Annotated in this window: 24 protein-coding genes; 15 read left to right on the forward strand and 9 right to left on the reverse strand. The window is 63.2% G+C overall.

The features are described from left to right. Position 1: 1 nt before the first annotated feature. The 5 genes from MA09_RS11445 to MA09_RS11465 all read right to left on the reverse strand — a co-directional run bounded on the left by MA09_RS11445 (position 2) and on the right by MA09_RS11465 (position 5,795). On the reverse strand, positions 2–1,096 hold the full coding sequence (locus MA09_RS11445) for an ABC transporter permease (protein WP_036248355.1): 1,095 nt from the start codon (positions 1,094–1,096) through the stop codon (positions 2–4). A gap of 13 nt (positions 1,097–1,109) precedes the next feature. Then, entirely contained in the window at positions 1,110–2,639 is a 1,530-nt protein-coding gene (locus MA09_RS11450) for an ABC transporter ATP-binding protein (RefSeq protein ID WP_036248358.1), read from the reverse strand. Between the two features lie 96 nt (positions 2,640–2,735). After that, positions 2,736–3,731 (reverse strand): BMP family protein, encoded by a 996-nt coding sequence (locus tag MA09_RS11455; protein WP_036248361.1) that lies wholly within the window; start codon positions 3,729–3,731, stop codon positions 2,736–2,738. 397 nt (positions 3,732–4,128) lie between these two features. Beyond that, positions 4,129–5,112, reverse strand: a complete 984-nt coding sequence (locus MA09_RS11460) for an alpha/beta hydrolase (RefSeq protein ID WP_152594627.1) — start codon at positions 5,110–5,112, stop codon at positions 4,129–4,131. 143 nt (positions 5,113–5,255) lie between these two features. Further along, the gene (locus MA09_RS11465; RefSeq protein WP_036248363.1) at positions 5,256–5,795 is read right to left on the reverse strand and encodes a DUF2231 domain-containing protein; all 540 of its coding nucleotides are present in this window, start codon (positions 5,793–5,795) and stop codon (positions 5,256–5,258) included. 136 nt (positions 5,796–5,931) lie between these two features. On the opposite strand from MA09_RS11465, the gene MA09_RS11470 reads away from it, so the two are divergent. The 4 genes from MA09_RS11470 (at position 5,932) to pcp (ending at position 8,612) form a co-directional block, all read left to right on the forward strand. After that, a complete protein-coding gene (locus MA09_RS11470; protein ID WP_036248364.1) occupies positions 5,932–6,234 on the forward strand; it encodes a YciI-like protein in 303 nt (100 codons plus the stop codon). A gap of 67 nt (positions 6,235–6,301) precedes the next feature. Further along, positions 6,302–7,018, forward strand: a complete 717-nt coding sequence (locus tag MA09_RS11475) for a DUF969 domain-containing protein (protein ID WP_036248598.1) — start codon at positions 6,302–6,304, stop codon at positions 7,016–7,018. Then, positions 7,015–7,968, forward strand: coding sequence for a DUF979 domain-containing protein (locus tag MA09_RS11480; protein ID WP_036248365.1), 954 nt, complete (start codon positions 7,015–7,017; stop codon positions 7,966–7,968). Before MA09_RS11475 ends, MA09_RS11480 begins: the two co-directional genes overlap by 4 nt. Beyond that, positions 7,968–8,612 (forward strand): pyroglutamyl-peptidase I, encoded by a 645-nt coding sequence (gene pcp, locus MA09_RS11485; protein WP_036248601.1) that lies wholly within the window; start codon positions 7,968–7,970, stop codon positions 8,610–8,612. Before MA09_RS11480 ends, pcp begins: the two co-directional genes overlap by 1 nt. A 61-nt stretch (positions 8,613–8,673) precedes the next feature. Here the strand turns inward: pcp and MA09_RS11490 are convergent, their stop codons facing one another. Beyond that, complete coding sequence (locus MA09_RS11490; RefSeq protein ID WP_229440672.1) at positions 8,674–9,078, reverse strand: hypothetical protein; 405 nt, start codon at positions 9,076–9,078, stop codon at positions 8,674–8,676. A gap of 205 nt (positions 9,079–9,283) precedes the next feature. Here MA09_RS11490 and MA09_RS11495 point away from each other — a divergent pair, with 205 nt between their 5' ends. Further along, on the forward strand, positions 9,284–9,493 hold the full coding sequence (locus tag MA09_RS11495; protein WP_036248366.1) for a hypothetical protein: 210 nt from the start codon (positions 9,284–9,286) through the stop codon (positions 9,491–9,493). A 5-nt stretch (positions 9,494–9,498) separates the two neighbouring features. Here MA09_RS11495 and MA09_RS11500 read toward each other — a convergent pair whose 3' ends face one another. The 3 genes from MA09_RS11500 to MA09_RS11510 are packed head-to-tail and all read right to left on the reverse strand — an operon-like array spanning position 9,499 to position 12,483. Then, positions 9,499–10,422 carry a LysR family transcriptional regulator gene (locus MA09_RS11500; protein WP_036248369.1) on the reverse strand — a complete coding sequence of 308 codons (924 nt, stop codon included), beginning with the start codon at positions 10,420–10,422 and terminating at the stop codon, positions 9,499–9,501. 13 nt (positions 10,423–10,435) lie between these two features. Further along, on the reverse strand, positions 10,436–11,356 hold the full coding sequence (locus MA09_RS11505) for a pseudouridine-5'-phosphate glycosidase (protein ID WP_036248370.1): 921 nt from the start codon (positions 11,354–11,356) through the stop codon (positions 10,436–10,438). Positions 11,357–11,358: 2 nt separating this feature from the next. Further along, positions 11,359–12,483, reverse strand: a complete 1,125-nt coding sequence (locus MA09_RS11510) for a carbohydrate kinase (RefSeq protein WP_051933382.1) — start codon at positions 12,481–12,483, stop codon at positions 11,359–11,361. A 298-nt stretch (positions 12,484–12,781) separates the two neighbouring features. On the opposite strand from MA09_RS11510, the gene xapA reads away from it, so the two are divergent. From xapA to MA09_RS11550, 10 genes are all read left to right on the forward strand, one after another. After that, positions 12,782–13,627 (forward strand): xanthosine phosphorylase, encoded by an 846-nt coding sequence (gene xapA / locus MA09_RS11515; protein ID WP_036248371.1) that lies wholly within the window; start codon positions 12,782–12,784, stop codon positions 13,625–13,627. An 18-nt stretch (positions 13,628–13,645) separates the two neighbouring features. Continuing rightward, a complete protein-coding gene (locus MA09_RS11520; protein WP_036248372.1) occupies positions 13,646–14,839 on the forward strand; it encodes a phosphopentomutase in 1,194 nt (397 codons plus the stop codon). After that, a complete protein-coding gene (gene deoC, locus MA09_RS11525; RefSeq protein WP_036248374.1) occupies positions 14,836–15,792 on the forward strand; it encodes a deoxyribose-phosphate aldolase in 957 nt (318 codons plus the stop codon). The genes MA09_RS11520 and deoC overlap by 4 nt, the downstream gene beginning before the upstream one ends. An 18-nt stretch (positions 15,793–15,810) precedes the next feature. Beyond that, complete coding sequence (locus MA09_RS11530) at positions 15,811–18,189, forward strand: aldehyde dehydrogenase family protein (RefSeq protein WP_373887843.1); 2,379 nt, start codon at positions 15,811–15,813, stop codon at positions 18,187–18,189. Between the two features lie 129 nt (positions 18,190–18,318). Further along, positions 18,319–19,641 (forward strand): thymidine phosphorylase, encoded by a 1,323-nt coding sequence (gene deoA, locus MA09_RS11535; RefSeq protein WP_036248382.1) that lies wholly within the window; start codon positions 18,319–18,321, stop codon positions 19,639–19,641. A gap of 10 nt (positions 19,642–19,651) precedes the next feature. Further along, complete coding sequence (locus MA09_RS11540; RefSeq protein ID WP_036248385.1) at positions 19,652–20,056, forward strand: cytidine deaminase; 405 nt, start codon at positions 19,652–19,654, stop codon at positions 20,054–20,056. A 157-nt stretch (positions 20,057–20,213) separates the two neighbouring features. After that, the gene (locus tag MA09_RS11545; protein WP_036248607.1) at positions 20,214–23,120 is read left to right on the forward strand and encodes a type VI secretion system Vgr family protein; all 2,907 of its coding nucleotides are present in this window, start codon (positions 20,214–20,216) and stop codon (positions 23,118–23,120) included. A gap of 118 nt (positions 23,121–23,238) precedes the next feature. Continuing rightward, a complete protein-coding gene (locus MA09_RS24585) occupies positions 23,239–24,621 on the forward strand; it encodes a hypothetical protein (protein ID WP_152594628.1) in 1,383 nt (460 codons plus the stop codon). Continuing rightward, positions 24,599–25,408: a hypothetical protein gene (locus MA09_RS24590; RefSeq protein WP_152594629.1), complete on the forward strand. Its 810-nt coding sequence runs from the start codon at positions 24,599–24,601 to the stop codon at positions 25,406–25,408. Before MA09_RS24585 ends, MA09_RS24590 begins: the two co-directional genes overlap by 23 nt. Positions 25,409–25,537: 129 nt before the next feature. After that, on the forward strand, positions 25,538–26,230 hold the full coding sequence (locus MA09_RS11550) for a DUF2076 family protein (RefSeq protein ID WP_036248388.1): 693 nt from the start codon (positions 25,538–25,540) through the stop codon (positions 26,228–26,230). Positions 26,231–26,248 lie beyond the last annotated feature (18 nt).

A 26,248-nucleotide genomic window follows, 5' to 3' on the forward strand; every position in this document is an offset into this window, starting at 1 on the left:
ATTAACCCTTATTTGCCCTATTTTGGGCATTGATCAGTTTGAGGATAGCGGGCGCATACAGGTTCTCCATGGCGCCGCAGAACAGGATGATCAGTCCCTGGATGAAAATGAAGGTCTCCTGCGGGATGTTCGGCTTTTCCAGCGACAGGTCGAAACCGCCCTGGATCAGCGCGCCGAACAGGATCGACGACAGGAAGATGCCCACCGGGTGCTGGCGGCCCATCAGGGCGATGGCGATGCCCACGAAGCCGGCGCCGGCCGGGAAGTTCAGGCTCAGGTAGTGCGTCGAGCCCAGGATCGAGTTCACGGCCGCCAGGCCGGCCAGGGCGCCCGAGATCAGCATCGCAACGATGATCATGCGGCTGATGCGCACGCCGGCGTAGTGGGCGGCGTGCTGGTTCAGGCCCGTGGCCTGCAGCTTGTAGCCCCACGAGGAGCGCGACATCACGACGCCGTAGACCGCCAGCGCGACGATGGCGAAGATGAAGGAGATGTTCAGCGGGGTGTCGCCCAGGGCCGGGAACCAGTTGTACAGGGCCGGCATCCAGGCGGCTTCGCTGAAGACGCGGCTGGCCGGGTTCTGGTCGCCCTCGGGGATGAGGTACTTCACGATGATGAAGTTCATCAGGCTGGCGGCGATGAAGTTGAACATGATGGTCGTGACCACCACGTGGCTGCCGCGCTTGGCCTGCAGGTAGCCGGGCAGGAAGGCCCAGCCGGCGCCGAACACGGCGCTGGCAACCATCGCCAGCGGAATCAGCAACCATGGCGACAGCGAGGCATCAAAAGCGAGCATCGCCAGGGTCAGGCCCAGGCCGCCCAGGTACATCTGGCCTTCGGCGCCGATGTTGAACAGGCCGGCCTTCATCGCCACCGAGACCGCCAGGCCGGTGAAGACGAAGGTGGAGGCGTAGAACAGGGTGTAGCTCAGGCCTTCGGGGTTGATGACGGCGCTGTTGATGAGGATCTGCAGCGATTCCACCGGGCTTTCGCCCAGCAGGTGGATGACGAGTGCCGCCACCAGCAGTGCCGACAGCAGGTTCAGGACTGGCAGGACGAAGCCCGATGCCCAGCGTGGGAGTTCAGTCGTTTTCATTGGCTTTGTAAGCTTAATGCTTGTGCATCCCGCCCATCAGCAGGCCGATGCGGGTCGTATCGAATTCGTCGATGTTCAGTTCACCGGTAACACGGCCGCTCGAGACGACCACGATGCGGTCGGCCAGCGCGCGCACCTCTTCCAGCTCGGTCGACACCAGCAGGATCGCCACGCCTTCGTCACGCAGGCGCAGCAGCTGGGTGTGGATGCTTTCGATGGTGCCGATGTCGACGCCGCGGGTCGGCTGGCCGACCAGCATCAGCTTCGGTGCAGCCGACACTTCGCGTGCGATCACGACCTTCTGCTGGTTACCGCCGGAAAGCAAACCGATGCGCAGGTCCGGGTTTTTCGGACGCACGTCGAAGGCTTCCAGCAGGTGCGCGCAGCGCTTGGCGATGGCGTCGAAATCGAACAGCCCCATCTTGTTCTTGACGCGGTCCTGGTAGCCGAACACGGTGTTCTGCATCACCGAGAAATCCTTGATGACGCCGTCGCGCAGGCGGTCTTCCGGCACGTGGCCGATGCCCAGCTCGCGGAAGGTGGCCGGCAGGCCGTCGGCGTTGGAGCGGCCGGCGTAGGGCAGTTCCTTGCCGAGGAATTCGACGCGGCCGGACGTCGGCAGGCGCATGCCCGACAGGATTTCCATCAGCTCGCTCTGGCCGTTGCCCGACACGCCGGCAATCGCCACGATCTCGCCGGCACGCACCGTGAGGTCGATGTCGGACAGCAGCTTGACCTTGTTCTTGTCTTCCAGCTGCAGGCCGCTGACTTGCAGCACCGGCGCGCCCGGATTGAAGGGCTTGCGCGGCAGGTTGCCTTCGATCGGGCGGCCGACCATCATGTTGGCCAGCTGCTCTTTCGACGTGTCCTTCGTGGCGACGGCGCCGGCTACGCGGCCGGCGCGCATCACCGTCACCTGGTCGGTGATCTCCATGATCTCGCCCAGCTTGTGGGTGATCAGGATGATGGTCTTGCCCTGTTCCTTGAACAGGCGCAGGATTTCGAACAGCGAGGCCGTTTCCTGGGCGGTGAGGACGGCGGTCGGCTCGTCCAGGATCAGGATCTCGGCGCTGCGGTAGATCTGCTTGAGGATCTCGACACGCTGCTGTGCGCCCACCGACAGGTCGTGGATGGTGGCGAGCGGGTCGACGTCGAGGCGGTAGCGGGCGCAGATTTCGCGCAGCTTGCTTTCCGTTTCCTTGCGCTTGGCAGCCAGCTTGAAACCGCCCTCGGTACCCAGCATGACGTTGTCGAGCACAGTCATGTTCTCGACCAGCATGAAGTGCTGGTGGACCATGCCGATGCCCAGGTCGATCGCCTCGAGGGACGAGCGGATCTGGCGCTCCTGGCCGTTGATCACGAGCTGGCCGCTGTCGGCATGGTAGTAGCCGTACAGGATGCTCATGAGGGTGGACTTGCCCGCGCCATTCTCGCCGATCACGCCGTGGATCGAGCCTTTGGCGATCGAGAAGCTGACGTCAGCGTTCGCCTGCACGGCCCCGAAGGCCTTGCTAATGTTGCGAAATTCTACGGCTGGCTGCATTGCGATCTGTAATAAGTAAGAGTGTGCTTCATTCATTCAAAAGCGCGCCGGACCGGGATCACCGGCGCGGCGCGCTTTTTCATGGGGATGGGTGAATCAGACCGGGCAGCTGCCCGCAGCACGGTAGTCGATGACCTTGATCTTGCCGTTGATGATGTCGGTGCGCACGGCGTTCACGCGCTTTTCCATCTCCGGCGAGACGACCTTGCGGTTGTCCTTGTCCAGGACCCAGTCCACACCGCCTTCCTTCAGGCCCTTGTGGGTGACGCCGGCTTTCCAGGTGCCGTTCTTCTGCGCCATGAAGGAGTCGTAGACGGCGACGTCCACGCGCTTGACCATCGAGGTCAGCATGGTGCCCGGGTGCAGGTAGTTCTGGTTCGAGTCGACGCCGATCGCCAGCTTGCCCTTGGTCTTGGCCATCTGCAGGGCGCCCATGCCGCTGCCGCCGGCCACCGCGAACACCACGTCGGCGCCGCGGTCGAACTGCGCGCGCGCCAGTTCGCCGCCCTTGGCCGGATCGTTCCAGGCTGCGGCGGTGGTGCCGACCATGTTCTGCATGATCTCGACTTTCGGGAACTGCGCTTTCGCGCCCTGGGTGTAGCCGCAGGCAAAGGCGCGGATCAGCGGGATGTCCATGCCGCCGACGAAGCCCAGCTTCTTCGACTTGGAGGCCATGGCGGCAGCGACGCCGACCAGGTAGGAGCCTTCCTCTTCCTTGAACATCACCGAGTTGATGTTGTTACCCTGCGCGATGCTGTCGACCAGCACGAAGCGCACGTTCGGGAATTCCTTGGCGACCTTCTGGACCGCCTGGGTCTGCGAGAAGCCGATCGCCGCGATCAGGTCGACCTTCTTGCGCGCGAGGCCGCGCATCACCTGCTCGGCCTGGGTATCGCTGTTGGCCTGCACTTCGAGGACCTTGATGCCGGTCTCCTTCGAGAAGCGCTGCAGGCCTTCGAAGGCCGACTGGTTGAACGATTTGTCGAACTTGCCGCCCGCATCGTAGACCATGCCGAGCTTCGGTTCAGCCGCGGCCGCGCTGCCGGCGACGCACAGCGCCGCAATGGTCATGGTGAGTTGCTTGAGTTTCATGAATGAGGCTCCTGGGAATTTCGATATTGTACCCGGCCCAACAGTGAGGGAGGAACGGGCTGCGCAAGCTGCATCGCCAACGGCGCCATGGGCAGACAATGCGCAAGGCATTGTGTCAGCCGCACGACGTCCGTGTGGTTACGATTTGTATCGCGGTGAATGTTTCTCTCGACAGTGCTTGAAGAATTAAAGAGGGATGTAGCTCATCTGCAACAGAAGAGGACATCCCAGCGACAAGCCCGGAGCCGAAACCGCCCGCAATGCCGCGCAAATAAGGGAAACCTGGATGTACGCAGCTCAGCCTGTCAAATATGCATCAAGCGACATATTGATGACAAATACGATTTTACTTGGCAATTTATTCCAAGGAAATATAACTGCTGACAATTTTCATCAATTATTTTGCTATGGCGCTCATTGTGTCGGCTGCCGGCACCGCCGAGGGCGCCTTGTCGTCGATCTGGGGACCGACTTCCTTGCCGACTTCGACTTGTGCCGCCGCGGTCTCGGTAGGTGACTGGCCGGCAGGCAGCTGGGGGGTGGCGGCCGGTTTGGCGAACTGGCGCGTGAGGAAGCTGGCGATCAGGGCCTGGGTCGCTTCCAGGTAGGGGATGTTCATGTGGTCCGAGCCGGGCACGGTCTCGTCGGCCACCAGGGTAGCCAGCTTCTGCACCAGTTGGTCGGTGTGCGAGTGCGGCACCACGTCGTCGTCGAAGGCGCGCAGGATGTAGGTAGGGGCCTTGAGCGAGGGCGCGTACTTGATCGACTCGAAGCGGTGGCGCAGCATGTACTCGATCGGCATGACGCGGAAGCGCCGCTTGGCGATGGCGAGGATCGAGTCGTAGGGCGTGATCAGGACCACCGAGTGCACCGGGCGTTCCTTCGCCACCTGCACTGCGACACCCGAACCGAGGCTGCGGCCGACGAGGGCGATGCGCGCCGCATCGACCTGGCCGAGTTCGGCGAGCCAGTCGAACAGGGTGCAGCCATCGTCGATCATGTGGATTTCGGCCGGCACGCCATGGGACAGGCCGTAGCCGCGGTAGTTCATGGCCAGTACGGTCATGCCGGGGAACAGCTTGCCGGCATCGCGCGCCACCCAGGACACTTCCTCGGAGCGGCCGCCGAAGTACATCACCGCGGGACGCGGGCCGGGAACGAGGGGAGTGAGCAGCCAGCCGCAGAGGCGGGTGCCGTCCTTGGCGCGCAGGACGACGGGGCGGGTGCGGTGCCCGGTGCTGCGCGGGCTTTCGACTTCCGGCGTGATGCAGGGATTGAACACGAGGCGGCGCTGGTTGGCCGCCACGGCGGCGGTCAGGGTCAGCCACAAAAAGCTGGCAAATCCCGTGATACCCGCCGCCATTTTCTTTGAAGTGTCCATGGGTCCAGTCTACGCCTGCCGCAGGAATTTGTTCTGTGCGGCACTTAGCTAAGTGGACAGGAGTATGGATGAGTAACGAAACAGTTGGGTTATTACAACAGGAAGGGGAGCGATGAAGACAGGGGCCATGGAGGCCCCTGTCTTCATTCCGGTGCGTGGCGGGTCGACGGACCGGCAGCGACGTACTGTTCGACGTCGGTCGCCGTGTGGTCGATGCGCACGTCTTCCTGGTTGGCGTGGACGCCCGCTTCGACGTGCTGGCCGGAGGCGCCGGCCTGCTCGCCGCCCATGCGCTTGCCCAGGTATTCCGAGGCCAGCACGCCGGCGGCCGACAGGGCCGTCAAGGCCAGCGAGCCGCCGCGGGCGTGCGTACCCTGCCTGCGCAGGACCAGGTTGGCGGCGCCCACGAGCAGGGCAGCGCCCGTAAGGGCTGCGTGCACCTGGCCCTCTCGCTTGGCCTCGTCCTGCGGCTTGTCGGCCACGTAGTCGGCCACGCCGGCCACGCCGGCCGCGAGGCCGCCGACAATGCCTGCCCCCATGCTCAGGTAGGAGGCCTTGGCGTAGTCTTCGTCGCCGGTGGCGCTGTGCATGGCGTCGAGGATGAAACCGAAGGGAATGAGGACGGCCGGCGCCGCACCCAGGATCGAGTGCAGGGGTTGGCCGGCAATGGTGATCTTGTTCATGGCGTGCTCCTGGCGTTGGTTGCTGTCGGGTCAAGTGTGGCATAGGGTGGGGGAGGGGAACGCACGGTTGGGAATGTTTGGATGTTCTAGTAAGATCAATCATTCCGGCATTCGCCACCTGACAACGGAGACCCGCGTGCACTACCTGCTCATGTATGACCTCGCCCCCGACTACCTCGAACGCCGCGGCGAATTTCGCGACGAACACCTGAAGCTGGCCTGGGAGGCGCAGCAGCGCGGCGAGCTGGTGATCGCGGGCGCGCTGGCCGAGCCCGCCGACCACGCGGTCCTGATGTTCAGCTGCGATACGCCCGAACCGGCCCAGATGTTCGCCGCCAAGGATCCCTACGTCACCCATGGCCTGGTACGGGCCTTCCACGTGCGTCAGTGGAATACCGTGGTCGGCGACGACGCCTTCAACCCGGTCCGCCCCAGCTAATTACGCACGGCAATTCGCGCTGAACATCAGGTAAGATTGCCCGGCTTTCAACTGAGCCGGAGTGTTCATGCAAACTGCCGTCAACCTGTGGCCGCTGCTCGGCGTCGCCGTCATCGTCGCCGGATTCCTGTTGCGCGCCCATCCCGTGCTGGTGGTGGCGGCTGCTTGCGGCGTCACCGGCATTGCCGCCGCGATGCCGGTCGAGGCCATCCTCGCCTCGCTCGGCGCCGCCTTCGTCAAGACGCGCAACCTGCCGCTGATCCTGCTGCTGCCGCTGGCCGCCATCGGCCTGCTGGAGCGTGCCGGCCTGCGCGAGCGCGCCCAGGCAGCGATCGCCAGGGTGCGCTCGGCCACGGCGGGACGCCTTTTGATCGTCTACCTGTTTGCCCGTGAAACCTCGGCCGCCGCCGGCCTGACCAGCCTGGGCGGCCAGGCCTCGATGGTGCGCCCGCTGGTGGCGCCGATGGCCGAAGCAGCGGCCGAAACGCAGTTCGGCACTCTGCCCGAGGCGCTGCGCCACCGCATCCGCGCCATGTCCGCCGCCACCGACAACGTCGGCCTGTTCTTTGGCGAAGACATCTTCGTCGCCTTCGGCGCCATCGTCCTGATGCAGACCATCCTGAACGCCGAGGGCATCGCGGTCGACCCGCTGCACATGGCGCTGTGGGGCATCCCGACCGCCATCACCGCCTTCATCATCCACGCCTGGAACCTGCGTCGGCTCGATGCGCGGATCCGGCGCGAGATGACGCATGAAGCGCACCGGGAGATGACCCGGGCATGATCGCGCTCGAACACTTCTACGTCCTGGTCGGCCTGCTGTTCGTGGCCGTGGCCATGATGAACCTGCGCGACCGCAGCAACCCGCGGCGCCTCACCACTGCCTTGTTCTGGGGGCTGTACGCCTTGCTCTACCTGGCGGGCGAACGGCTGCCCCCTGCTTTTGTGGGCGCCCTGATGATCCTGATGGCGCTGGTGGCCGGCTTCAAGGGCGTCACCGCCGGCAAGCCGGACCTGCTGCCGGAGGAACAGCGCCGCGCCAGTAGCCAGCGGCTCGGCAACCGGCTGTTCATCCCGGCCCTGGTCCTGCCGCTGGTGACCATGCTCGGCGCAACAGTGTTTTCGAGCGTGCAGGTGGGCAGCCTGCCGCTGCTGGACCCGAAGCACCTGACCCTGGTGAGTCTCGGCGTCGCCGCGCTGGTGGCGCTGGGCGCGGCATGCTGGCTGACGCGCTCCACGCCCCTGCAGGGGGTGCGCGAGGCACGCCGCCTGGTCGACGCCATGAGCTGGGCCGTCGTGCTGCCGCACATGCTCGCCGTGCTCGGCCTGCTGTTCACCGAGGCCGGCGTGGGCAAGGCGGTCGCGCACGTGACGACCGCCTACATCGACATGGATTCGCGCTTCATCGCGGTAGCCGTGTTCTGCATCGGCATGGCCCTGTTCACCATCGTGATGGGCAACGGCTTTGCCGCCTTCCCCGTGATGGCGGGCGGCGTCGGCATCCCGGTGCTGGTCGGCGTGTACGGCGCCAATCCGGCCGTGATGGCGGCGATCGGCATGTTCAGCGCCTATTGCGGTACATTGATGACGCCGATGGCGGCGAACTTCAACATCGTGCCGGCCGCGCTGCTCGACCTGCCCGACAAGAACGCCGTGATCCGGGCGCAGATCCCGACCGCGCTGCCGCTCCTGGTAGCGAATATCTTCCTCTTGTACTTCCTGATGAACCAATGATCAAGACTGTCCTGCTCACCGGTTTCGAACCGTTCAACAAGGCGACCATCAACCCGGCCTGGGAGGCCGTGCGCGCGCTGGATGGGTGGAGCGGCGCCGGCTTTCGGGTCGAGGTGCGCCAGCTGCCCTGCGTCTTCGGTGAGGTCAACCGCGTCCTGGAAGCGCTGGTGGACGAACTGCATCCGGATATCGCGATCGCCGTCGGCCAGGCCGGCGGGCGTGCGGAGATCTCGGTGGAGCGGGTGGCGATCAACGTCGACGACGCCTCCATCCTCGACAATGCCGGCCAGCAGCCGGTCGACCGTCCGATCCGCGCAGACGGGCCGGCAGCCTATTTCAGCACGCTGCCGATCAAGGCGACGGTGGCAGCGATGCGCGGGAAGGGCTTGACTGCCGGCGTGTCGCAGACCGCAGGCACCTTCGTGTGCAACCACGTGTTCTACGGGCTGATGCACCACACCGCCGGCAAGCCGGTGAAGGCAGGCTTCATCCACGTGCCCTTCCTGCCCGAGCAGGCGCAAGAACGGCCGGACGACCCGCCGTCGATGGCCCTGGACGACATCATCCTGGGCATCATGACGGCAGTCGAAACGGCCGTGAACGTGGAACGCGACGAGGCGCACGTGGGCGGGGCGACTCACTAAGCCGCCCGCCGACATGCGCCTGGCCCGGGACGACCGCCGTCCCGGGATCGACTGCAAGGGATTAGCGCTTTTCCTGCAGCTTTTCGCCAGCACGCTCCAGGGCGGCGCCGGTCTTGTCGCCCACCTTGTCCGAAGCCTGCTTGACTTCGGCAGCGGCTTCCTTGGTTTCCTGCTTCACTTCGGCGCCGGCTTCGCGCACGTTCTGGCCGGCCTTGTCGGCGGCCTGCTCGATGTTCTCGCCGGCGCGGTCGGCGGCGGCGTCCACACGCTCGGCAGCGTTTTCGGTGGCGTTCTCCACACGCTGGGCGGCTTCCTTGCTTTCTTCAGCAACGTTGGCGGCGGCGTTGTCGACGGCTGCGCCGGCTTCCTGCGCCGGGCCCATGTTCGGGTTGTCGTCCTTCTTGCAGCCGGTGGCCATCACGGCGACGGCCAGCATCATGGCGGTAATGGTTGCGGTGGTTTTCATGGTGTGCTCCTTGTAAAAGGGTTCAAGTTATTCATCTTTTGACAAGAGTTTGCACCAATGGCTTGTTGAGAACGGTGCGCGAAGTAACGCAGAATAAAGAAAAACTTGCCCTTCAAACAAAATTAATCGAGCAGGGTGTTGTAATCAGTTTCGTTAAATAGCGATTGCCTTGGAGTGCGTGCTTGGAGGATGTTAGGATCAGTCAATGGACCGACGAACTGATTACAAGACCGCACTGCTCATCGATTCCGCCATCCACGAGGCGGCCAGCGAAGGGCGCCCGCGTGCCGCCACCGAACTCGCCAAGCTCGGCGTACCGATGGAAATCACGATGCGCGTGCTGACCCGCCCGACCGACCGCCGCCACCAGATCGCCTCGCTCAGCACCGTGGCGGTCGAGATCAAGCGCCAGTAAGCCTCTCAGGCGGCGCCGGCGCCTTCGCTCGCCTGTTCCGGGGACAGGATGTTCAGGAAGGCGCGCACCACCGGGGCATCGCCCTCCACCGGATAAGTAATATAAAGATTGGCCGAAGGCGGATTGCTCCGGATCGGCAGGAAGCGCACGCCCGGCCAGCCGATGCGGCTGGTGGTCCGGGGCAGCAGCGCCACGCCCAGGCCCGCGCCCACCATCGCCAGCAGGGTCTGCGGCTCGGCGGCTTCCTGGAAGATGGTCGGCTGGAAGCCGGCGTTGACGCAGCACTGGATCAGGTAACGCGGCTCGGCCGACTGGTCCAGATGCAGGGTCAGCATCGGCTCGCTCGCAATGTCGATCAGTTCGATCGCCTCGTTCTGCGCCAGCGGGTGCCTCTCGTTGATCGCCACGCACACGTGCTCGCGGAAGCACAGGTCCTGGCGCAGGCCGGCCTGCTTCAGCACGTCCCCCTCGATGCGCGGCTCGCGCCAGAAGCCGACGTCGATCTGCCTGGCGCGCAACGCTTCCCACTGGTCGTTCGGCCCCAGCTCGTGGATGGTCCAGGTCACGCGCGGGTACTGGCTCTGGAACTGTTCCAGCAGGCTCGGGATCGGCCCCCACATCGCGGAGCCGACGATGCCCACGCGCAGGCGGCCCACTTCGCCGCGGTCGATCTGGCGGATGGTGTCGATCGTCATGCGCATCTTGGCCAGCAGCTCGGCCGCTTCCACCATCAGTGCCTTGCCCGCCACCGTCAGCTCGAAGCTGCGCGTGGTGCGGGTGAACAGGCGCACCCCGAGTTCGCTCTCGAGCTTCATGATCTGCTGGCTCAGCGGCGGCTGCGAGATGTGCAGGCGTTCTGCCGCGCGCGAGAAGCTTTTCTCTTCGGCCACGGCCAGGAAGTAGCGCAGCTGTTTCAGGTCGATCGACATGGCCGGTTCCGGTTCAAGCCTCGAGCCCAGAATTCAGCGCAATCGCCAGGCGTGCACCGACCAGGGCGTTGTGCTTGACCAGGGCGATGTTCGTCGCCAGGCTGCGTCCGCCCGTCAGTTCCTTGATGCGCGCCAGCAGGAAGGGCGTGACGGCCTTGCCCTTGACGCCCTGCGACTGCGCTTCGCCCAGCGCCTGGCGGATGATGGTGTCGATTTCCTCGGTCGGCATGGCGGATTCGCCCGGGACCGGATTGCTGACGACGACGCCGCCCGCCAGGCCGAGCTGCCACTTGGTGCGGATGAAGGCCGCCTGTTCTTCCGGCGTGTCGAGCTGGAAGTCGGCCTTGAAGCCGCTCTCGCGCGTGAAGAAGGCCGGGAAACCCGGCTGGCCGACGCTCACCACCGGCACGCCGTGGGTCTCGAGGTATTCCAGGGTGAGGCCGATGTCGAGGATGGACTTCACGCCGGCGCAAACCACGGCCACGCTGGTCTGGCTCAGCTCCTGCAGGTCGGCCGAGATGTCGAAGCTGGTTTCGGCGCCGCGGTGCACGCCGCCGATGCCGCCGGTGACGAACACCTCGATGCCGGCCAGCTGCGCGCAGATCATGGTGGCGGCCACGGTAGTGGCCCCGAGGCGCTTCTGCGCCAGCACGTAGGCCAGGTCGCGGCGGCTGACTTTCATGGCGTCCGGCGAGGAACCGAGCAATTCCAGTTGATCTTCGGAGAGGCCGACGCAGATTTTTCCATCGATGATGGCAATGGTGGCCGGCACGGCGCCGGCGTCGCGGATCACCGCTTCGACTTCGCGTGCGGTCTGCACGTTCTGCGGGTAGGGCATGCCGTGCGAGATGATGGTCGACTCGAGCGCGACGACGGGTTTGCCGGCAGCGCGCGCGGCCGCCACTTCGGGCGAGAACAGCAGGAAGGATTGCATGGTCAGTCCAATACAGATTCGTTGAGGGGGACACCCGGAGGGGTGTCCAGGTGGCCCGGTTCGAGCGTCGGGCAGACGGTCTGCTCGCACTCGATGGTCATGGCGGACAACTGCAGGCCGCGGCGGCAGGCCAGGCCCAGGTCAGCCTCGCCGCTGTGCAGCGACCAGCAGACGGCGGCGGCAAAGGCGTCGCCGGCACCGGTAACGTCGACGACCTCGACCGGCGGCGCATCGAGGCGCATCACGCCAGCAGGGGAGGTGTACATGACGCCGCGCGCTCCGCGCGTGACGATCACGTCCTGCACGCCCTGGCGCTGCACCTCCAGGCAGGCGGCGCCGAGCGCGGCGTCGCTGTCGAGTTCGCGCTCGAGGAGCACCGCCAGCTCGCCTTCGTTCAGGATCAAGAGGCGCAGGCCGAGCAGGTTCGCCGGCAGGCGCGCCATCTTCGGCTCGGACACGGCCACCAGCACCAGGGAGACCCCATCGCGTACCGCGTCGTCGAGCAGGGCGGCGATGGTGTCGTAGGGGAGGTTCAGGTCGGCCACGACCAGCGCTGCGCTGGCGCGCTGCTGCTGGCGGGTGGCCAGGAAGCCAGGAGTCAGGCGGTCGTTGAGGGCCATGTCGGCCAGCGCCACCACCATCTCGCCATCCTGGTCCAGCACCGCGGTATAGGTGCCGCTGCTGAGGCCGTCGAGGCGCAGCGCGCCGCGCGTGTCGATGCCGGCATCCTCGGCGTGGGCGAGCAGGGCGCGGCCGGAAGCGTCGTTGCCGACTGCCGTGATCAGGGCCACCGGCGCACCCAGGCGCGCCAGGTTCTCGGCGATGTTGCGGGCCACGCCGCCGAAGGATTCGTCCTGGCTGGCCGGGTTCGAGGTACCGAGCACGAGCTTGTTGGCGCTGCGCAGCTTGCGGTCGAGGTTGGCGGCGCCGATGCACAGGATCGGGCGCTGGTCGGGGAGCACATAGGCACGCCCCAGGATGCGCCGCTCGCGCACCAGGGTGGCAATGTAATTGGCCACGGCCGAGCGCGACAGCCCGAGTTGGGTGGCAAGGTCCTGCTGCGAAATGAAGGGATTCGCGCGGATCAGCTCGTACAACTGTTCTTTTTTTCTAGGCAGTTCGGTCACGGCGGCTTGGCTTTATAATTTTCTCTAAACAAATGTTTATCGATACTAGATAAATGTTTTGCAAGTGTCAAAACAATCTTTGACTTTGTATCGAGGGTTGTATCTGCATGTCAACAGTACACCAGTCCATTTATTTTTTAAACCAATAAATCGGCAAGAAAAATGGTATTTGCCATACATATCGGCCCTCATGCATAGTTATAATGTTCCGGCTAATGATGCGCCTTGTTCAGTGAGCATAAGCAACAACGGTGCCAGCCTCCTCCTACCTCTCCCGAATCCGCACACAAGGACTACCATGTTCAGCAATACCCCATTTGAAGCAGCAGAAGTCATCAAGGCCCGCAAACCCGGTTTCGCACCGCGCGCCGCACTGATCCTGGGTTCGGGACTGGGCGTGCTGGCCGAGCAGATGACGGATGCGGTCTCGATCAGCTATGCCGACCTGCCGGGCTTCCCGATCAGCACCGTGCACGGCCACGCGGGCGAACTGGTGCTGGGTTTTCTTTCCGGCGTGCCGGTCGTGTGCATGAAGGGCCGCGGCCACTTCTACGAAGGCTACGGCGCGGCCGTGATGACCTCCGCCGTGCGCACTTTCAAGCTGATCGGCTGCGAGATGCTGCTGGTGACCAATGCCGCCGGTTCGCTGCGTCCCGAAGTGGATGCGGGCAGCGTCGTGGTCCTGAACGACCACATCAACCTGCTGCCGGGCAGCCCGATGGCCGGCCCGAACGACGAGCGCTTCGGCCCGCGCTTCTTCAGCATGGCCAACGCCTACGACGCCGACCTGCGCGCCCTGATCAAGGAAACCGCGGCCAGCAAGGGCATCACCCTGCACGAAGGCGTCTACCTGGCCTGCCCGGGTCCGAACTTCGAGACCGCCGCCGAAATCCGCGCCTTCAAGGCACTCGGCGCCGACGTGGTCGGCATGTCGGTGGTGCCGGAAGTGATCTCCGCCCGCCACTGCGGCCTGAAGGTCGCCGGCATCTCGGCCATCACCAACCTCGCCGAAGGCCTGACCCCGTTCCCGCTGTCGCACGAGCAGACCCTGAAGTACGCCGCCATCGCGGCCAAGGATCTGGTCACCCTGATCCATTCCTTCATCGAGCGCCTGGGCGCCACCCCGCGCAGCGAAGCCAACTAATCACTAGCGAGCGATTCCATGTCACGCGCATTCATCCTCCTGCTTGACTCGTTCGGCCTGGGCGCCTTGCCCGACGCCGACAAGTACGGCGACGCAGGCGCCAACACCTTCGGCCACATCGCCAAGTGGGCGGCCAACGAGGGCAAGCCGATGTCGCTGCCCAATCTGGAACGCCTCGGCCTGGCCGCCGCCGCCCACAAGGCCAGCGGCGAATGGGCCGCCGGCTTCAGCCAGCGCGACGGCTTCACGGGCGCCTGGGGCGTCGCGCGCGAGCAGTCGACCGGCAAGGACACGCAGAGCGGCCACTGGGAGATCGCCGGCGTGCCGGTGCTGTTCGACTGGGGCTACTTCCCGAAGACCGTGCCGTCCTTCCCGCAAGAGCTGACCGACAAGCTGCAAGAGCTGACCGGCGTGCCGGGCTGGCTCGGCAACTGCCATGCTTCGGGCACCACCATCATCGACGAGCTGGGCGACGAGCACGTCGCCAGCGGCAAACCGATCCTCTACACCTCGGCCGACTCGGTGCTGCAGATCGCCGCGCACGAGGAGCACTTCGGCCTCGAGCGCCTGTACCAAGTCTGCGAAGCGGCCTATGAACTGGTCAAGCCCTACAACATCGGCCGCGTGATCGCGCGCCCCTTCCTGGGCGCGAACGGCAAGTACAAGCGCACCGGCAATCGCCACGACTACGCCGTGCCGCCGACCGCGCCGACGCTGCTGGATCACGTCAAGGATGCAGGCGGCGAGGTCATCGCACTGGGCAAGATCAGCGACATCTTCGCGGCCCAGGGCGTGACCCAGCTGATCAAGGGCGCCGACAACATGGCCTTGTTCGATCGCCTGGTCGAAGTCGCCGACACCGCGCCAGGTAAATCGCTCACCTTCGTGAACTTCGTCGACTTCGACATGCACTTCGGCCACCGCCGCGACGTCGCCGGCTATGCGAACGCACTGCACGAGCTGGACGCGCGCCTGCCGGAATTCATGGCCAAACTGAAGGATGGCGACCTGGTCGTCATCACCGCCGACCACGGCTGCGACCCGACCGCGCCGGGCTCGGACCACACCCGCGAGCACATCCCGATGATCTTCTTCGGCCCGAACGTCGCTCCGCAGGAACTGCCGGTAGCTCCCACCTTCTCGGATATCGGCGCAACGCTCGCCAAGCACCTTGGCGTCAAACCACTTTCGAACGGAACCGCACTGCTATGACCCAGCCCCTGGACTTCAAACGTAACACCGCCGTCGGCCTCGACCTCGGGCTGGTCAAGCATGTCAAGGTGAACCGCAACGCGGCCGACCGCCGCGCCGCCAGCCTGGCGAACCGCCGCACCGTGAAGAAGGAATACCAGGCCGCCTGGCTGGTACGCGCCATCGAATGCATGGACCTGACCACCCTGGGCGGCGACGACACCCCGGGCCGCGTCGAGCGCCTGTGCATGAAGGCGATGCGTCCGCTGCGCGCCGACCTGATGCAGGCACTGGGCCTCGAAACCCTGACTACGGGCGCCGTCTGCGTGTACCACGAGATGATCCAGCCTGCGGTGAAAGTGCTGCAGGGCCGCCTGCCGATCGCCGCGGTCTCGACCGCCTTCCCGGCCGGCCTGTCGAGCCTGGAAACCAAGCTGCGCGAAATCGAACTGTCGGTGGCCGCGGGCGCGACCGAGATCGACATCGTGATCACCCGCCAGCACGTCCTGACCGGCAACTGGCAGGCGCTGTACGACGAAATGGTGGCCTACCGCCAGGCTTGCGGCGAAGCGCACGTGAAGGCGATCCTCGCCACCGGCGACATCGTCACCCTCGACAACGTGGCCAAGGCCTCGATGGTCTGCATGATGGCCGGCGCCGACTTCATCAAGACCTCGACCGGCAAGGAAGGCGTCAACGCCACCATCCCGGTGTCGCTGGTGATGACCCGCGCGATCCGCGACTACTACGAGCAGACCGGCTTCCAGGTCGGCTACAAGCCGGCCGGGGGCGTGTCCACCGCCAAGGCCGCGCTGCAGTACCTGACCGTGATGAAGGAAGAACTCGGCAACGACTGGCTGCAGCCGCACCTGTTCCGCATCGGCGCATCGAGCCTGATGACCGACATCGAACGCCAGCTCGAACACTACGTGACCGGCAACTACTCGGCCGCCCATCGCCACGCGCAACCATAAAACAGCAACGGATTCGTCATGCCAACTATTAAAGAGATTCTTCAGACTATGGATTACGGCCCCGCACCAGAAAGCACCAAGGAAGCAAATGCGTGGCTGGACCAGCATGGACGCCGTTTTGGCCTGTTCATCGATGGTGCGTGGACGGAAGCCGCTACGACCTTCGCCACCAACAACCCGGCCGACGCCAGCGAACTGGCGCAGGTGACCCAGGCGACCGCGGACGACGTGGAACGCGCCGTGCAGGCCGCGCGCCGCGCCCAGCCGGGCTGGGTGGCCCTGGGCGGCCATGGCCGCGCCAAGATCATGTATGCGCTGGCACGCCTGCTGCAAAAGCATTCGCGCCTGTTCGCGGTGCTCGAGACCCTGGACAACGGCAAGACCATCCGCGAAACCCGCGATGCCGACCTGCCGCTGGCCGCGCGCCACTTCTACCACCACGCAGGCTGGGCCGCGCTGCAGTCCGAAGAATTCGCCGACTACCGCGCCGTGGGCGTGGTCGGCCAGATCGTGCCGTGGAACTTCCCGCTCTTGATGCTGGCATGGAAGATCGCTCCTGCCATGGCCGCCGGTAACACCATCGTGTTCAAGCCGGCCGAGTTCACTCCCTTGACCGCCTTGCTGTTCGCCGAAATCTGCCAGCAGGCGGGCGTGCCGGCAGGTGTCGTCAACATCCTCACCGGCGACGGCGCCGTGGGCGAAGCGATCGTGAATCACCCGGGCATCGACAAGCTGGCCTTTACCGGCTCGACCGAAGTCGGCCGCATCATCCGTAAAGCCACCGCCGGTACCGGCAAGAAGCTGTCGCTGGAACTGGGCGGGAAGTCGCCCTTCATCGTGTTCGACGACGCCGACCTCGACGCGGCCGTGGAAGGCCTGGTCGATTCGATCTGGTTCAACCAGGGCCAGGTCTGCTGCGCCGGTTCGCGCCTCCTGGTGCAGGAATCGGTCTACGAGCGCTTCATCGCCAAGGTGAAAGCACGCATGCAGAACCTGCGCGTGGGTTCGCCGCTCGACAAATCGAACGACATCGGCGCGCTGGTCGACCCGATCCAGCAACAGCGCATCCACGCGCTGGTGGAATCGGCACGCACGGAAGGTTGCGAAGTCTGGCAGCCGGCCTGCGAAGCACCTGGCGCGGGCTCGTGGTACCTGCCGACCCTGATCCTGGGGGCCTCGACCTCCGCCGCCGTGGCGCAAGCCGAGATCTTCGGCCCGGTGCTGGTGGCGATGAGCTTCCGCACCCCGAGCGAAGCGGTGCAGCTGGCGAACAACACCGTGTACGGCCTGGCTGCCTGCGTGTGGTCGGAATCGATCTCGCTGGCGCTGGACGTGGCGCCGCAGATCAAGGCCGGCGTGGTGTGGATCAACACCGCCAACCAGTTCGACGCAGCCTGCGGCTTCGGCGGATACAAGGAATCGGGCTTCGGCCGCGAAGGCGGCAAGGAAGGCATGTACGAGTACCTGACCCCGCTGGCGGAAGATGCACGCCCGGCCGCGCCGGTCGTTGCCGAAAAAGGTCGCGTCAAGCCGTCGGAAGAGGGCAGCCCGTTCGCCGTCGACCGCACCGCCAAGTTGTACATCGGCGGCAAGCAGGCCCGCCCGGACGGCGCCTACAGCCGCGCGATCAACGGCGCCAACGGCGCCTTCCTGGCCGACGTGGGCGAAGGCAACCGCAAGGACATCCGCAACGCCGTGGAAGCGGCGCACAAGGCTTCCGGCTGGTCCAAGGCCACCGCGCACAACCGCGCCCAGGTGCTGTACTACATCGCCGAGAACCTGGCAATCCGCGCCGACGAATTCGCCCAGCGCATCGCCGCGCAGACCGGTTCGAAAGACGCGGCACGCGAGGTGCAGGCCTCGATCGAGCGCCTGTTCTACTGGGCCGCATGGTGCGACAAGTACGACGGCCAGGCGCACCAGCCGCCGATGCACGGCATCACCGTGGCGCTGAACGAGCCGGTCGGCGTGATCGGCATCATCTGCCCGAACGAGAACCCGCTGCTGGGCTTCATCTCGCTGGTCGCTCCCGCACTTGCCATGGGCAACCGCGTGGTGGCGGTGCCGTCGGAGGCGCATCCGCTGTCGGCAACCGACCTGTACCAGGTGCTGGACACTTCGGACCTGCCGGGCGGCGCGCTGAACATCGTCACCGGATCAAGCTCGGAACTGGCGCGCACGCTGGCCTCGCACGCGGACGTGGATGCCGTGTGGCGTCACGACGGTTCGGCGGAAGGTTGCGCGGAAGTGGAGCGCCTGTCGGCGGACTCGCTCAAGCGCACCTGGGTCGGCGGCGCCAAGGGCCGTGACTGGTTCGATGCGAAGCAGGCGTGCGGCCGGACCGTGCTGCAGCATGCCTCCCAAGTGAAGAACGTTTGGATTCCTTACGGCGTCTAAAGCATTGTTTGCGTCGATGGACGCAGTTGTAGGGTGGGCGGCTTTGCCGCCCACGCGGTGAGGCACACGCCAACTATCACCGCGTGGGCGGGAGACCCGCCCACCCTACGTTATAGAAAAGGGTAATTTATGTTCCTCCCCCAAGAAATCGTCCGCAAGAAGCGTGACGGCGGCATCCTGAGCGCCGAAGAGATCCAGTTCTTCGTACGCGGCATCCCGGACGGGAGCACCACCGAAGGCCAGATCGCTGCCCTGGCGATGGCCGTCTACTTCAACGACATGAGCATGGACGAACGCGTCGCCTTCACGCTGGCGATGCGCGATTCCGGACTCGTGATGGAATGGAGATCGCTGGACTTGCCGGGCCCGGTGGTCGACAAGCACTCGACCGGCGGCGTCGGCGACGTGGTCTCGCTCATGCTGGGCCCCATGATCGCAGCCTGCGGCGGCTTCGTCCCGATGATCTCGGGCCGCGGCCTGGGGCACACCGGCGGCACCCTGGATAAATTCGATTCGATCCCCGGCTACAGCACCGTGCCGGATCCGGAAAAATTCCGCCAGGTCGTCAAGGACGTGGGCGTGGCCATCATCGGCCAGACCGCCCAGCTGGCGCCGGCCGACAAGCGCTTCTACAGCATCCGCGACACCACGGCGACCGTGGAATCGGTGGCCATGATCACCGGCTCGATCCTGTCGAAGAAGCTGGCTGCCGGCCTGGACGCGCTGGTGATGGACGTGAAGGTCGGCAGCGGCGCCTTCATGCCGACCTACGAGAAATCGGTGGAGCTGGCCGAGAGCATCGTCACGGTCGGCAACGGCGCGGGCACCCGCACCTCGGCGATCCTGACCGGCATGAACGAGTCGCTCTGCCACGCCGCCGGCAATGCCGTCGAAGTACGCGTCGCGATCGATTACCTGACCGGCAAGTCGCGCCCGGCGCGCCTGCACGAAGTGACCATGGCGCTGTGCGCCGAGATGCTGGTCATTTCGGGCATCGCCGCCGGCGAAGGCGAGGCCCGCGCCAAGCTGCAGGCCGCGCTGGATTCCGGCGAAGCGGCCGAGCGTTTCGCACGCATGGTCACCGCGCTGGGCGGCCCGGCCGACCTGATGGACAAGCCGGATGCGCACCTGGAAGCCGCGCCTGTCATCGTGCCGGCACCTAGTCTGCAGGCAGGCTATGCCACCTCGGTCGACACCCGCGGCCTCGGCCTGGCAGTGGTGGCGCTGGGCGGCGGCCGCGTGCGTCCGCAGGATGCGATCGACTTCGCCGTCGGCCTGACCAACCTGGTGGAGCTGGGCGACGCGATCGCGGTCGGCCAGCCGCTGGCGATGGTCCATGCCCGCACTCAGCAGGCCGCCGAGCAGGCGGTGCGCCAGGTGCAGGCTGCTTACCAGATCGGCGCCGGGAAGCCGGCCGCCGAGCCGATGATCTACCGTACCATCCGTCCTTGAAAGTCGCACGATGAAATACGCGAAACTGATCGATGAGGCCCGCGCCGCGCGCGAGCTGGCCTACACGCCGTACTCGAAGTTCCAGGTCGGCGCCGCGCTGGAATGCAAGGACGGCCGCATCTTCCGCGGCTGTAACGTGGAAAACGCCTCCTACGGCCTGTGCAACTGCGCCGAGCGCACCGCCTTCTTCAGCGCCATCGCGCACGGCTACAAGCCGGGCGATTTCACGGCCCTGGCCGTGATCGGCCAGACCGAGGGGCCGATTGCCCCCTGCGGCGCCTGCCGCCAGGTGATCCTGGAGCTGGGCGGCAAAGCGCTGCCGGTGGTACTGACCAATCTGAAGGGCGATGTGTTCGAGACCACGGCGGGCGAGCAGCTGCCGAACGCCTTTGTCGGCGGGGACCTGAACAAGTAAGCTGGATCGCTTGGCAAGAAGCGCTGTACGCGACAAACGCGGCAGCGCTTTTCTTTTGCTTGTCAGAAAGCAAGCAGGCTGAGCTTCCTCAAGAGCAATACGGCAATCCGGGCGTGTAATCGCTGGAATCGCCTTGTATGCGCGCATGGAGGAAGCAATGTCCGAGCACGTCCAGATTGCCAGTCTTCTCGCAACCTTCGGCAGGTTCACGCAGGATAGCCGCTTGCTCAGGCTGACGACACCGCTGGGCAGCGATCTGCTGGCGGAGTGCATGCGCGGCGAAGAAGGCATCAGCAGGGGCTTTTGCTTCACCCTCGATGCGCTCTGTACCGAAGTCGACCTTCCCCTCACATCGCTGGTCGGCCAGCCGGTGCTGCTTCAGCTGCTGACCGCGTCCAGTCTTGATGCGCTCCGGCCATTCCACGGCTACGTGACGTCGATGGAAATGAGCGGCGCCAATGGCGGCTTCGTCCGCTACACCTTGAGGCTGGAACCCTGGACCAGCTTTCTCTCCCTGGGCCGCGACAGCCGCATCTTCCAGGATATGTCGGTTTTCGACATCGTCGACGTGGTCTTCGGCAGTTATGGCGGACGGGCCAGGCTTGCGCCGGCATGGCGCCTCGAGATCGCCGACCGCAGCAGCTATCCCAAGCGCAGCCTGACGACCCAATACCAGGAGAGCGACCTGGCGTTCGTGGAGCGTTTGATGATTGAAGAGGGCCTGTTCTACTTCTTCGAGCACAGCGGCGACCCGGACAGCCCCTCGCTGGGGAGCCACACGATGGTGATCGCCGACCATAACGGCGCCTTCCAGCCGAACCAGCAGCCGCAGGTTGACTTCACGCGGCCGGGCGCGGTCATGAAGGCCGACAGCATCGACCGCTGGCGCACCGAATCACGCCTGCTGACCAACGGGATCGAGCTGGGAAGCTGGGATTACCGCACCGTGCGCCAACGCCGGGTGTCGACATCGGGCCAAGCGGCCCAAGGTGAGCTCCTGGTCAGCCGCGATGCGCCGGGAGTGTATGCGTGGGAGACGCGCGAGCAGGGCGAGCGGCTGGTGGAGAACCAGATTCAAGCCTGCGAAGCGGCGCGCCAGATCCACATCGCTGCGGGGACCGTGCGGACCTTCACGCCCGGCACGCGCTTCACGCTGCACGGACATGCCAGGTTCGACGACGCGTCCGACGATGACGCGCGCAGCTTCGTCATCACGGGGGCGACGCACCTGATGCATAACAACCTGACGGCTGACATGCTCGAGACCGTCGACAAGCTGCTGGGGCAGGGGCCGGTTACCAGGATGGGCGTGCACGAATCCGAACCCAGGGTTTCACGGCAGCTTGCCGGGGACCGCCTGCTGTACCGTAATCGCATCGAAGCCATTCTCGCCAGCGTCCCGTACCGGGCAACGGGACAGGAGGGGCACGGACGCGTCCTCCATCCGCGGCCGACCGTGCGAGGCCAGCAGACCGCGATCGTGGTCGGCCCGCCGGGTGCGGTAGTCCACACCGACAGGGATCATCGCATCAAGGTGCAGTTCCACTGGCAGCGCGGCGCGATGAGCCATAGCCGCGCCTTGCATCCTTCCCCGAACGGCCACACCGGCGCGCCCGGCGACGACACGGCCGGGACCTGGGTGCGGGTCGCGACACCGATGGCCGGCGCCAACTGGGGCAGCAACATGCTGCCGCGCGTGGGGCAGGAGGTGCTGGTGGATTTCATCGAGGGCGACATCGACCGGCCGGTAGTCATCGGCGCCCTGTACAACGGTCGAGGACAGCCTGATGCCCAGCATAACCAGGCGGCACATGGGCCTGGGGCGATGACGGGCAATGCACCGGCCTGGTTTCCCGGCGAGGCTGGGGGACATGGACACGCGGCTGTGCTGTCGGGCTTCAAGTCGCAGGCCATGGGCGACAGCCAGTCGGGCTGCGGGGCGTACAGCCAGCTGGTGTTCGACGACAGTCCGGGGCAGGCGCGGACGTCCTTGCAGTGCCATATGAAAGCACATGAAGGCACGGCGGAGCTGAACCTGGGGCATCTCGTTCACCAGAGCGATAACGCGCGGCTGCAGACGGTGGGGTTCGGGGCGGAGCTGAAGACCCTGCACAGTCTGGCGATGCGGGCGGGGCAGGGGATGTTGCTATCCGCCGATGCACGTCCAGGGGCAAGCGGCAGTCAGCTGGATTCACGCGAGGCGGTGTCGCAGATCGAGGACAGCCATCGTCTGCAGGTCGACGTGGCCAATTTGGCGCAAAAGCATAGCGCCAAGCTGGAAGGCGAGCCTGCGCCGGACGAGCTTGCGGCAGTGAAGCAGATGCGGCATAGCGCTGAGGTGATCGCTGCTGCCGATGAGGGGGCTGTTGCGTATAGCGAGCCGCAACTGCAGCTGTCGAGTCCGGCGGGGATTGCCGTGACCACGCCGGCGGATGCCGTGCTTTCGGCGGGCACCACGAGCAGCATCGTTGCGGGGCAGGACATCAATGTCGTTGCCCAGGGTAACGCGTCCACGCTGGTCGCGAAGGGCATCAGCCTGTTCACTTACGGGAAGGCGACCAATAAAGAAAAGCCGAATCAGGAAGTGGGGATCAAGCTGCATGCGGCCAGCGGGAAGCTGAGCAGTCAGAGTCAGTCGGGGCCGACCAGGCTGACGGCGGACAAGAAGATCACCGTGGCTAGCGTGACCAAGTCGGTGTCGATTTCGGCGCCGAAGAAGCATGTATTGCTGACGGCGCAGGGGGCTTACATCAAGCTGGAAGGGGGGAATATCGAAGTGCATGCTCCGGGGAATGTGGATTTCAAAGCAAGCAAGAAAGAGTTAGCTGGGCCAGTTAGTGTCTCGAGCCCCGAGCTTGCCATGAAGGTCTCCGAACTTAATTTGAAACGCGATCTCGAGATCGAATACGTAGACGCGGATGGCAATATCCTGACAGATGAGCTGATTGCTTTGCGATTCACATCGGGAGCCGAGAAAACTGCCGTGCTGGACGGGAGTGGGAAGGCAATCATCAAAAACGCTCCGCTTGGACCGTTTGGCGCAAAACAGCCACGGCGTAAGTGAAGACTAATCGGGCGAATATGAACACTTATGGGCTATTGAGTCCAGCCCGTGCCATAAGTTCGCATGTCTTCTTTCGATCAATTCAAGTTGTGAAACATTGTTTGTAGAGGTGGGCACTATGGCAACGCTTCCAAAAGGTTCCCTGAGTAAAACGCAAACTGTTTGCATCGATTTGCCTGGTGAAAGTATCCAATGTTGGCGAACGACTGATAAAGTCCAAGTTGTTCTTAAGAAGCATCGCGACATAATATTTGATTTGAGACTTGCTGAAAATAGAAGCTATACCGTAGAGTCGACAGGTTCTGATTTTTATAACGCAAATAGTAAAAAGCTTATTGCCGGTGCTGGTCGGCAGCGCGTCCTATTTAAAGATGGTGAGCGTTTGCATCTCTGGATAGCGCGTGACTTTAGGGGAGAACTTCTTTTAAAGTCTGCCGGTAAACTGATGATGAAATTAGAGCCGTCGAAGCTTGACGCCCATCAGTATCCTAGTGATCCAAGAACGAAACCGGTTCCCATTGTCGTAGCGATCGGCGTACCTTCGCAAGCTTCGCCTTTGCAACCCTACAAGATCCAGAGAGCGAGCACATCTTATCCAAATGTTCTTCCAGTACAGCCTGCGTCAGCTCCACTAGATGAAGAATGCGCTATTGTGTGTGTAGTCGATGGGGATATAAAAGGAATACCCGCAGATATATGGAGAAAATTGAAAAACGGTGGCGGCAACTCTGGCCTTATTGATTTAGATCCTAATGACATTGCTACACAAAACTGGTTGCTGGTGCAACTTGCGAATGCAGCGGCTTATGTAGGAAACAACTGGAATTGGCTCCGTTCCAGCATAGATGGAAATGCCCGTTCCGGTTTTAAGTTGGTGAAGGCGGAGATCCATTATGTGCGGGGGAAGGCAAGATACTATTTTTCCGGTTATAGTAATTCAAACAAAGTCTTCGGTCCTGGCGGATTCGGTGCCGGGCATGATCGAATTCTACAAATTTTTTCTGGCGCAGGAAAAATAAATAGTGCTGCCAAATCAGCAGTTAGCGGAGTCGCTGGAAGTTTACGAGGCATTGGACTCGTTGCATTTATCTTTGGAAATGCAGCTAGTTTCGCGGAGTGGAAAAACGATTTATCAAAAGATGGCTACGATCTCTCAGCCACTTTACTTATGAATCTAATAAAGACCATTGTCGTTGCGGCACTAACTGCAGCGATTGTTGCGATAATAATTGCTGTCGTCATGTTTATGTTGGGGCTGAGTGTATCGACAGTAGCAGTTGGGGCACTCACTCTTACAGTAGGTATCGGTATTGCTTACGTTGTCGACGCTGCCGACAAAAAAATAGGTTGTATGGTTGGAGGAGATGACCACAATGATGGTTTATCGGGAATCATGGCAAAGCAAATGAGAAAAAATGTCGAGGAAAATTGGACTTTTTTACGAGAAAAAAAATTCTGGGATTACAAGGAGGAATGGCTTGAGAGATCTCGATTCAATTAATCCAACGTTCATGCGGCCGTCCGGTTTTTCAAGGATTGGAGGCTTGGGTGCGCTGCTTCTAACGCTACTTAGCATTCCCTTTGCGAGTGGCCCAGTTCCAGATATTCCTCTGGAAAGAAATCCAATCGTATCAGTACTTGTTGTTATGTTAATCACCTCGATTGGGCTCCTTGTTGCGCCATTTTTGTCAAAATGGGACTGGCGGACGAAATATTTCGGGACTTCCGTGCTATGCATTGTAAGCTTCATATTATTTACACTGATTCCATGCATTGTCCTTTTTGTGTACGGCACCGCTCCGCTTATCATTGATGCGATGGTATTCAGCATATATGCAATATGTTACTTTTTTTGGTGTAGGAAATTTTTCGCTATTTATCGCGAAATTTACGATAGTGCTGAACTGCGGGAAATACTTTATCAAGAAGACTTAGATGCCATTTACTATTCTCAGCGCGGTGACAAATATTTGCTAGAGAAGATATATAGGTTCTCCCAAGTGCCGCGAGATCGATATTTTGTTTGCTCTATAGTTCTAGCCTGTCTATTGATTCCTTCAATGGAGCGGCTAAAAGAATTGTTGGGAATTCCGTTCCATCATATATTTCTGATTGTAGGAGCGTTTCCTGTCAGCTTGATGTTCGCGGGATTGGCCGTTCGTAGCTACTTGATATTCTATAAATATCCCGCGGAGCTTAAAAAGGCAACAGGGAAAGAAGTATATGTTGACTTGGTAAGTAATTGCCAAAAGTTAGGGAAAAATTTTACTAAGACGCCAAGAAGGTAAAGCAAGAATTTCAATAAACTATTCTAAGGTCAGTTTAATAGTTGCAATTGAATAAGGATGAAAGCGCCCTTGAAATTATAAATTTGAACACAACATGCAGCTTGACCAAATTTCGATGAGGAGTATTCCATGAGCCCATCCGATACCCAACAGCTGCATGATTTCCTCGCCCAACTCGTCCAGGCCCGCGGCATCCAGAAAGACCCCGAAGCCGACGCGCTCATCCGACGTGCAGTCGAGCAGCAACCCGATGCCGCCTACCTGCTGGTCCAGCGCGCGCTGTTGATGGACCAGGCCCTGGACAGCGCCCGCGCCCAGATTGCGTCGTTGGAAAACCAGTTACAGCAACAGCAGCAATACCAACAGCCACAACGCCACAGCGGCGGCTTTCTCGACCCCTTTTCATGGGGCAGCCGCAGGCATGTCAGCCACCCGCATTCCCACCACATGCACTACCAGCATGCAGGCTACGGTTCGATAGGGCGCGGCATAGGGGGCTTCCTGGGCGGAAGCCGCGGTGGCGGCCTGCTCGGCTCGATCGCAGCCACTGCAGCCGGCGTCGCAGCCGGCAGCTTCCTCTTCCACGGCCTGGACAACCTGTTCCACGATCATGACGGTCATGGCGGCGCCCACCTGTTGGGAGGTGAAAACCTGACTGCTGCCGACCTGGGAGGAGGCGACCTGTCGGGCAGCGCGCTGGCCGACCAGGCCGGCCTGAACGACATCGGCACCGGCGACAGCCTGCTCGGCGACGAAAGCGGCCTGGACGGCAACGGCGGCTTCTTCGACGGCGACGGTTCGGACGACGGCCTGTTCGGCTAAAGCTGAAGCCCTCGCCAG

The organism is Massilia sp. BSC265 (assembly GCF_000740675.1).
Lineage (GTDB): Bacteria > Pseudomonadota > Gammaproteobacteria > Burkholderiales > Burkholderiaceae_D > Telluria.

Excerpts from the sequence above, each read along its gene's own strand:
- MA09_RS11445 (WP_036248355.1), bottom strand. The coding sequence starts at position 1,096 with ATGAAAACGACTGAACTCCCACGCTGGGCATCGGGCTTCGTCCTGCCA.
- MA09_RS11450 (WP_036248358.1), bottom strand. The coding sequence starts at position 2,639 with ATGCAGCCAGCCGTAGAATTTCGCAACATTAGCAAGGCCTTCGGGGCC.
- MA09_RS11455 (WP_036248361.1), bottom strand. The coding sequence starts at position 3,731 with ATGAAACTCAAGCAACTCACCATGACCATTGCGGCGCTGTGCGTCGCC.
- MA09_RS11460 (WP_152594627.1), bottom strand. The coding sequence starts at position 5,112 with ATGGACACTTCAAAGAAAATGGCGGCGGGTATCACGGGATTTGCCAGC.
- MA09_RS11465 (WP_036248363.1), bottom strand. The coding sequence starts at position 5,795 with ATGAACAAGATCACCATTGCCGGCCAACCCCTGCACTCGATCCTGGGT.
- MA09_RS11475 (WP_036248598.1), top strand. The coding sequence starts at position 6,302 with ATGCAAACTGCCGTCAACCTGTGGCCGCTGCTCGGCGTCGCCGTCATC.
- MA09_RS11480 (WP_036248365.1), top strand. The coding sequence starts at position 7,015 with ATGATCGCGCTCGAACACTTCTACGTCCTGGTCGGCCTGCTGTTCGTG.
- MA09_RS11490 (WP_229440672.1), bottom strand. The coding sequence starts at position 9,078 with ATGAAAACCACCGCAACCATTACCGCCATGATGCTGGCCGTCGCCGTG.
- MA09_RS11495 (WP_036248366.1), top strand. The coding sequence starts at position 9,284 with ATGGACCGACGAACTGATTACAAGACCGCACTGCTCATCGATTCCGCC.
- MA09_RS11500 (WP_036248369.1), bottom strand. The coding sequence starts at position 10,422 with ATGTCGATCGACCTGAAACAGCTGCGCTACTTCCTGGCCGTGGCCGAA.
- MA09_RS11505 (WP_036248370.1), bottom strand. The coding sequence starts at position 11,356 with ATGCAATCCTTCCTGCTGTTCTCGCCCGAAGTGGCGGCCGCGCGCGCT.
- xapA (WP_036248371.1), top strand. The coding sequence starts at position 12,782 with ATGTTCAGCAATACCCCATTTGAAGCAGCAGAAGTCATCAAGGCCCGC.
- MA09_RS11520 (WP_036248372.1), top strand. The coding sequence starts at position 13,646 with ATGTCACGCGCATTCATCCTCCTGCTTGACTCGTTCGGCCTGGGCGCC.
- deoC (WP_036248374.1), top strand. The coding sequence starts at position 14,836 with ATGACCCAGCCCCTGGACTTCAAACGTAACACCGCCGTCGGCCTCGAC.
- MA09_RS11530 (WP_373887843.1), top strand. The coding sequence starts at position 15,811 with ATGCCAACTATTAAAGAGATTCTTCAGACTATGGATTACGGCCCCGCA.
- deoA (WP_036248382.1), top strand. The coding sequence starts at position 18,319 with ATGTTCCTCCCCCAAGAAATCGTCCGCAAGAAGCGTGACGGCGGCATC.
- MA09_RS11540 (WP_036248385.1), top strand. The coding sequence starts at position 19,652 with ATGAAATACGCGAAACTGATCGATGAGGCCCGCGCCGCGCGCGAGCTG.
- MA09_RS11545 (WP_036248607.1), top strand. The coding sequence starts at position 20,214 with ATGTCCGAGCACGTCCAGATTGCCAGTCTTCTCGCAACCTTCGGCAGG.
- MA09_RS24585 (WP_152594628.1), top strand. The coding sequence starts at position 23,239 with ATGGCAACGCTTCCAAAAGGTTCCCTGAGTAAAACGCAAACTGTTTGC.
- MA09_RS11550 (WP_036248388.1), top strand. The coding sequence starts at position 25,538 with ATGAGCCCATCCGATACCCAACAGCTGCATGATTTCCTCGCCCAACTC.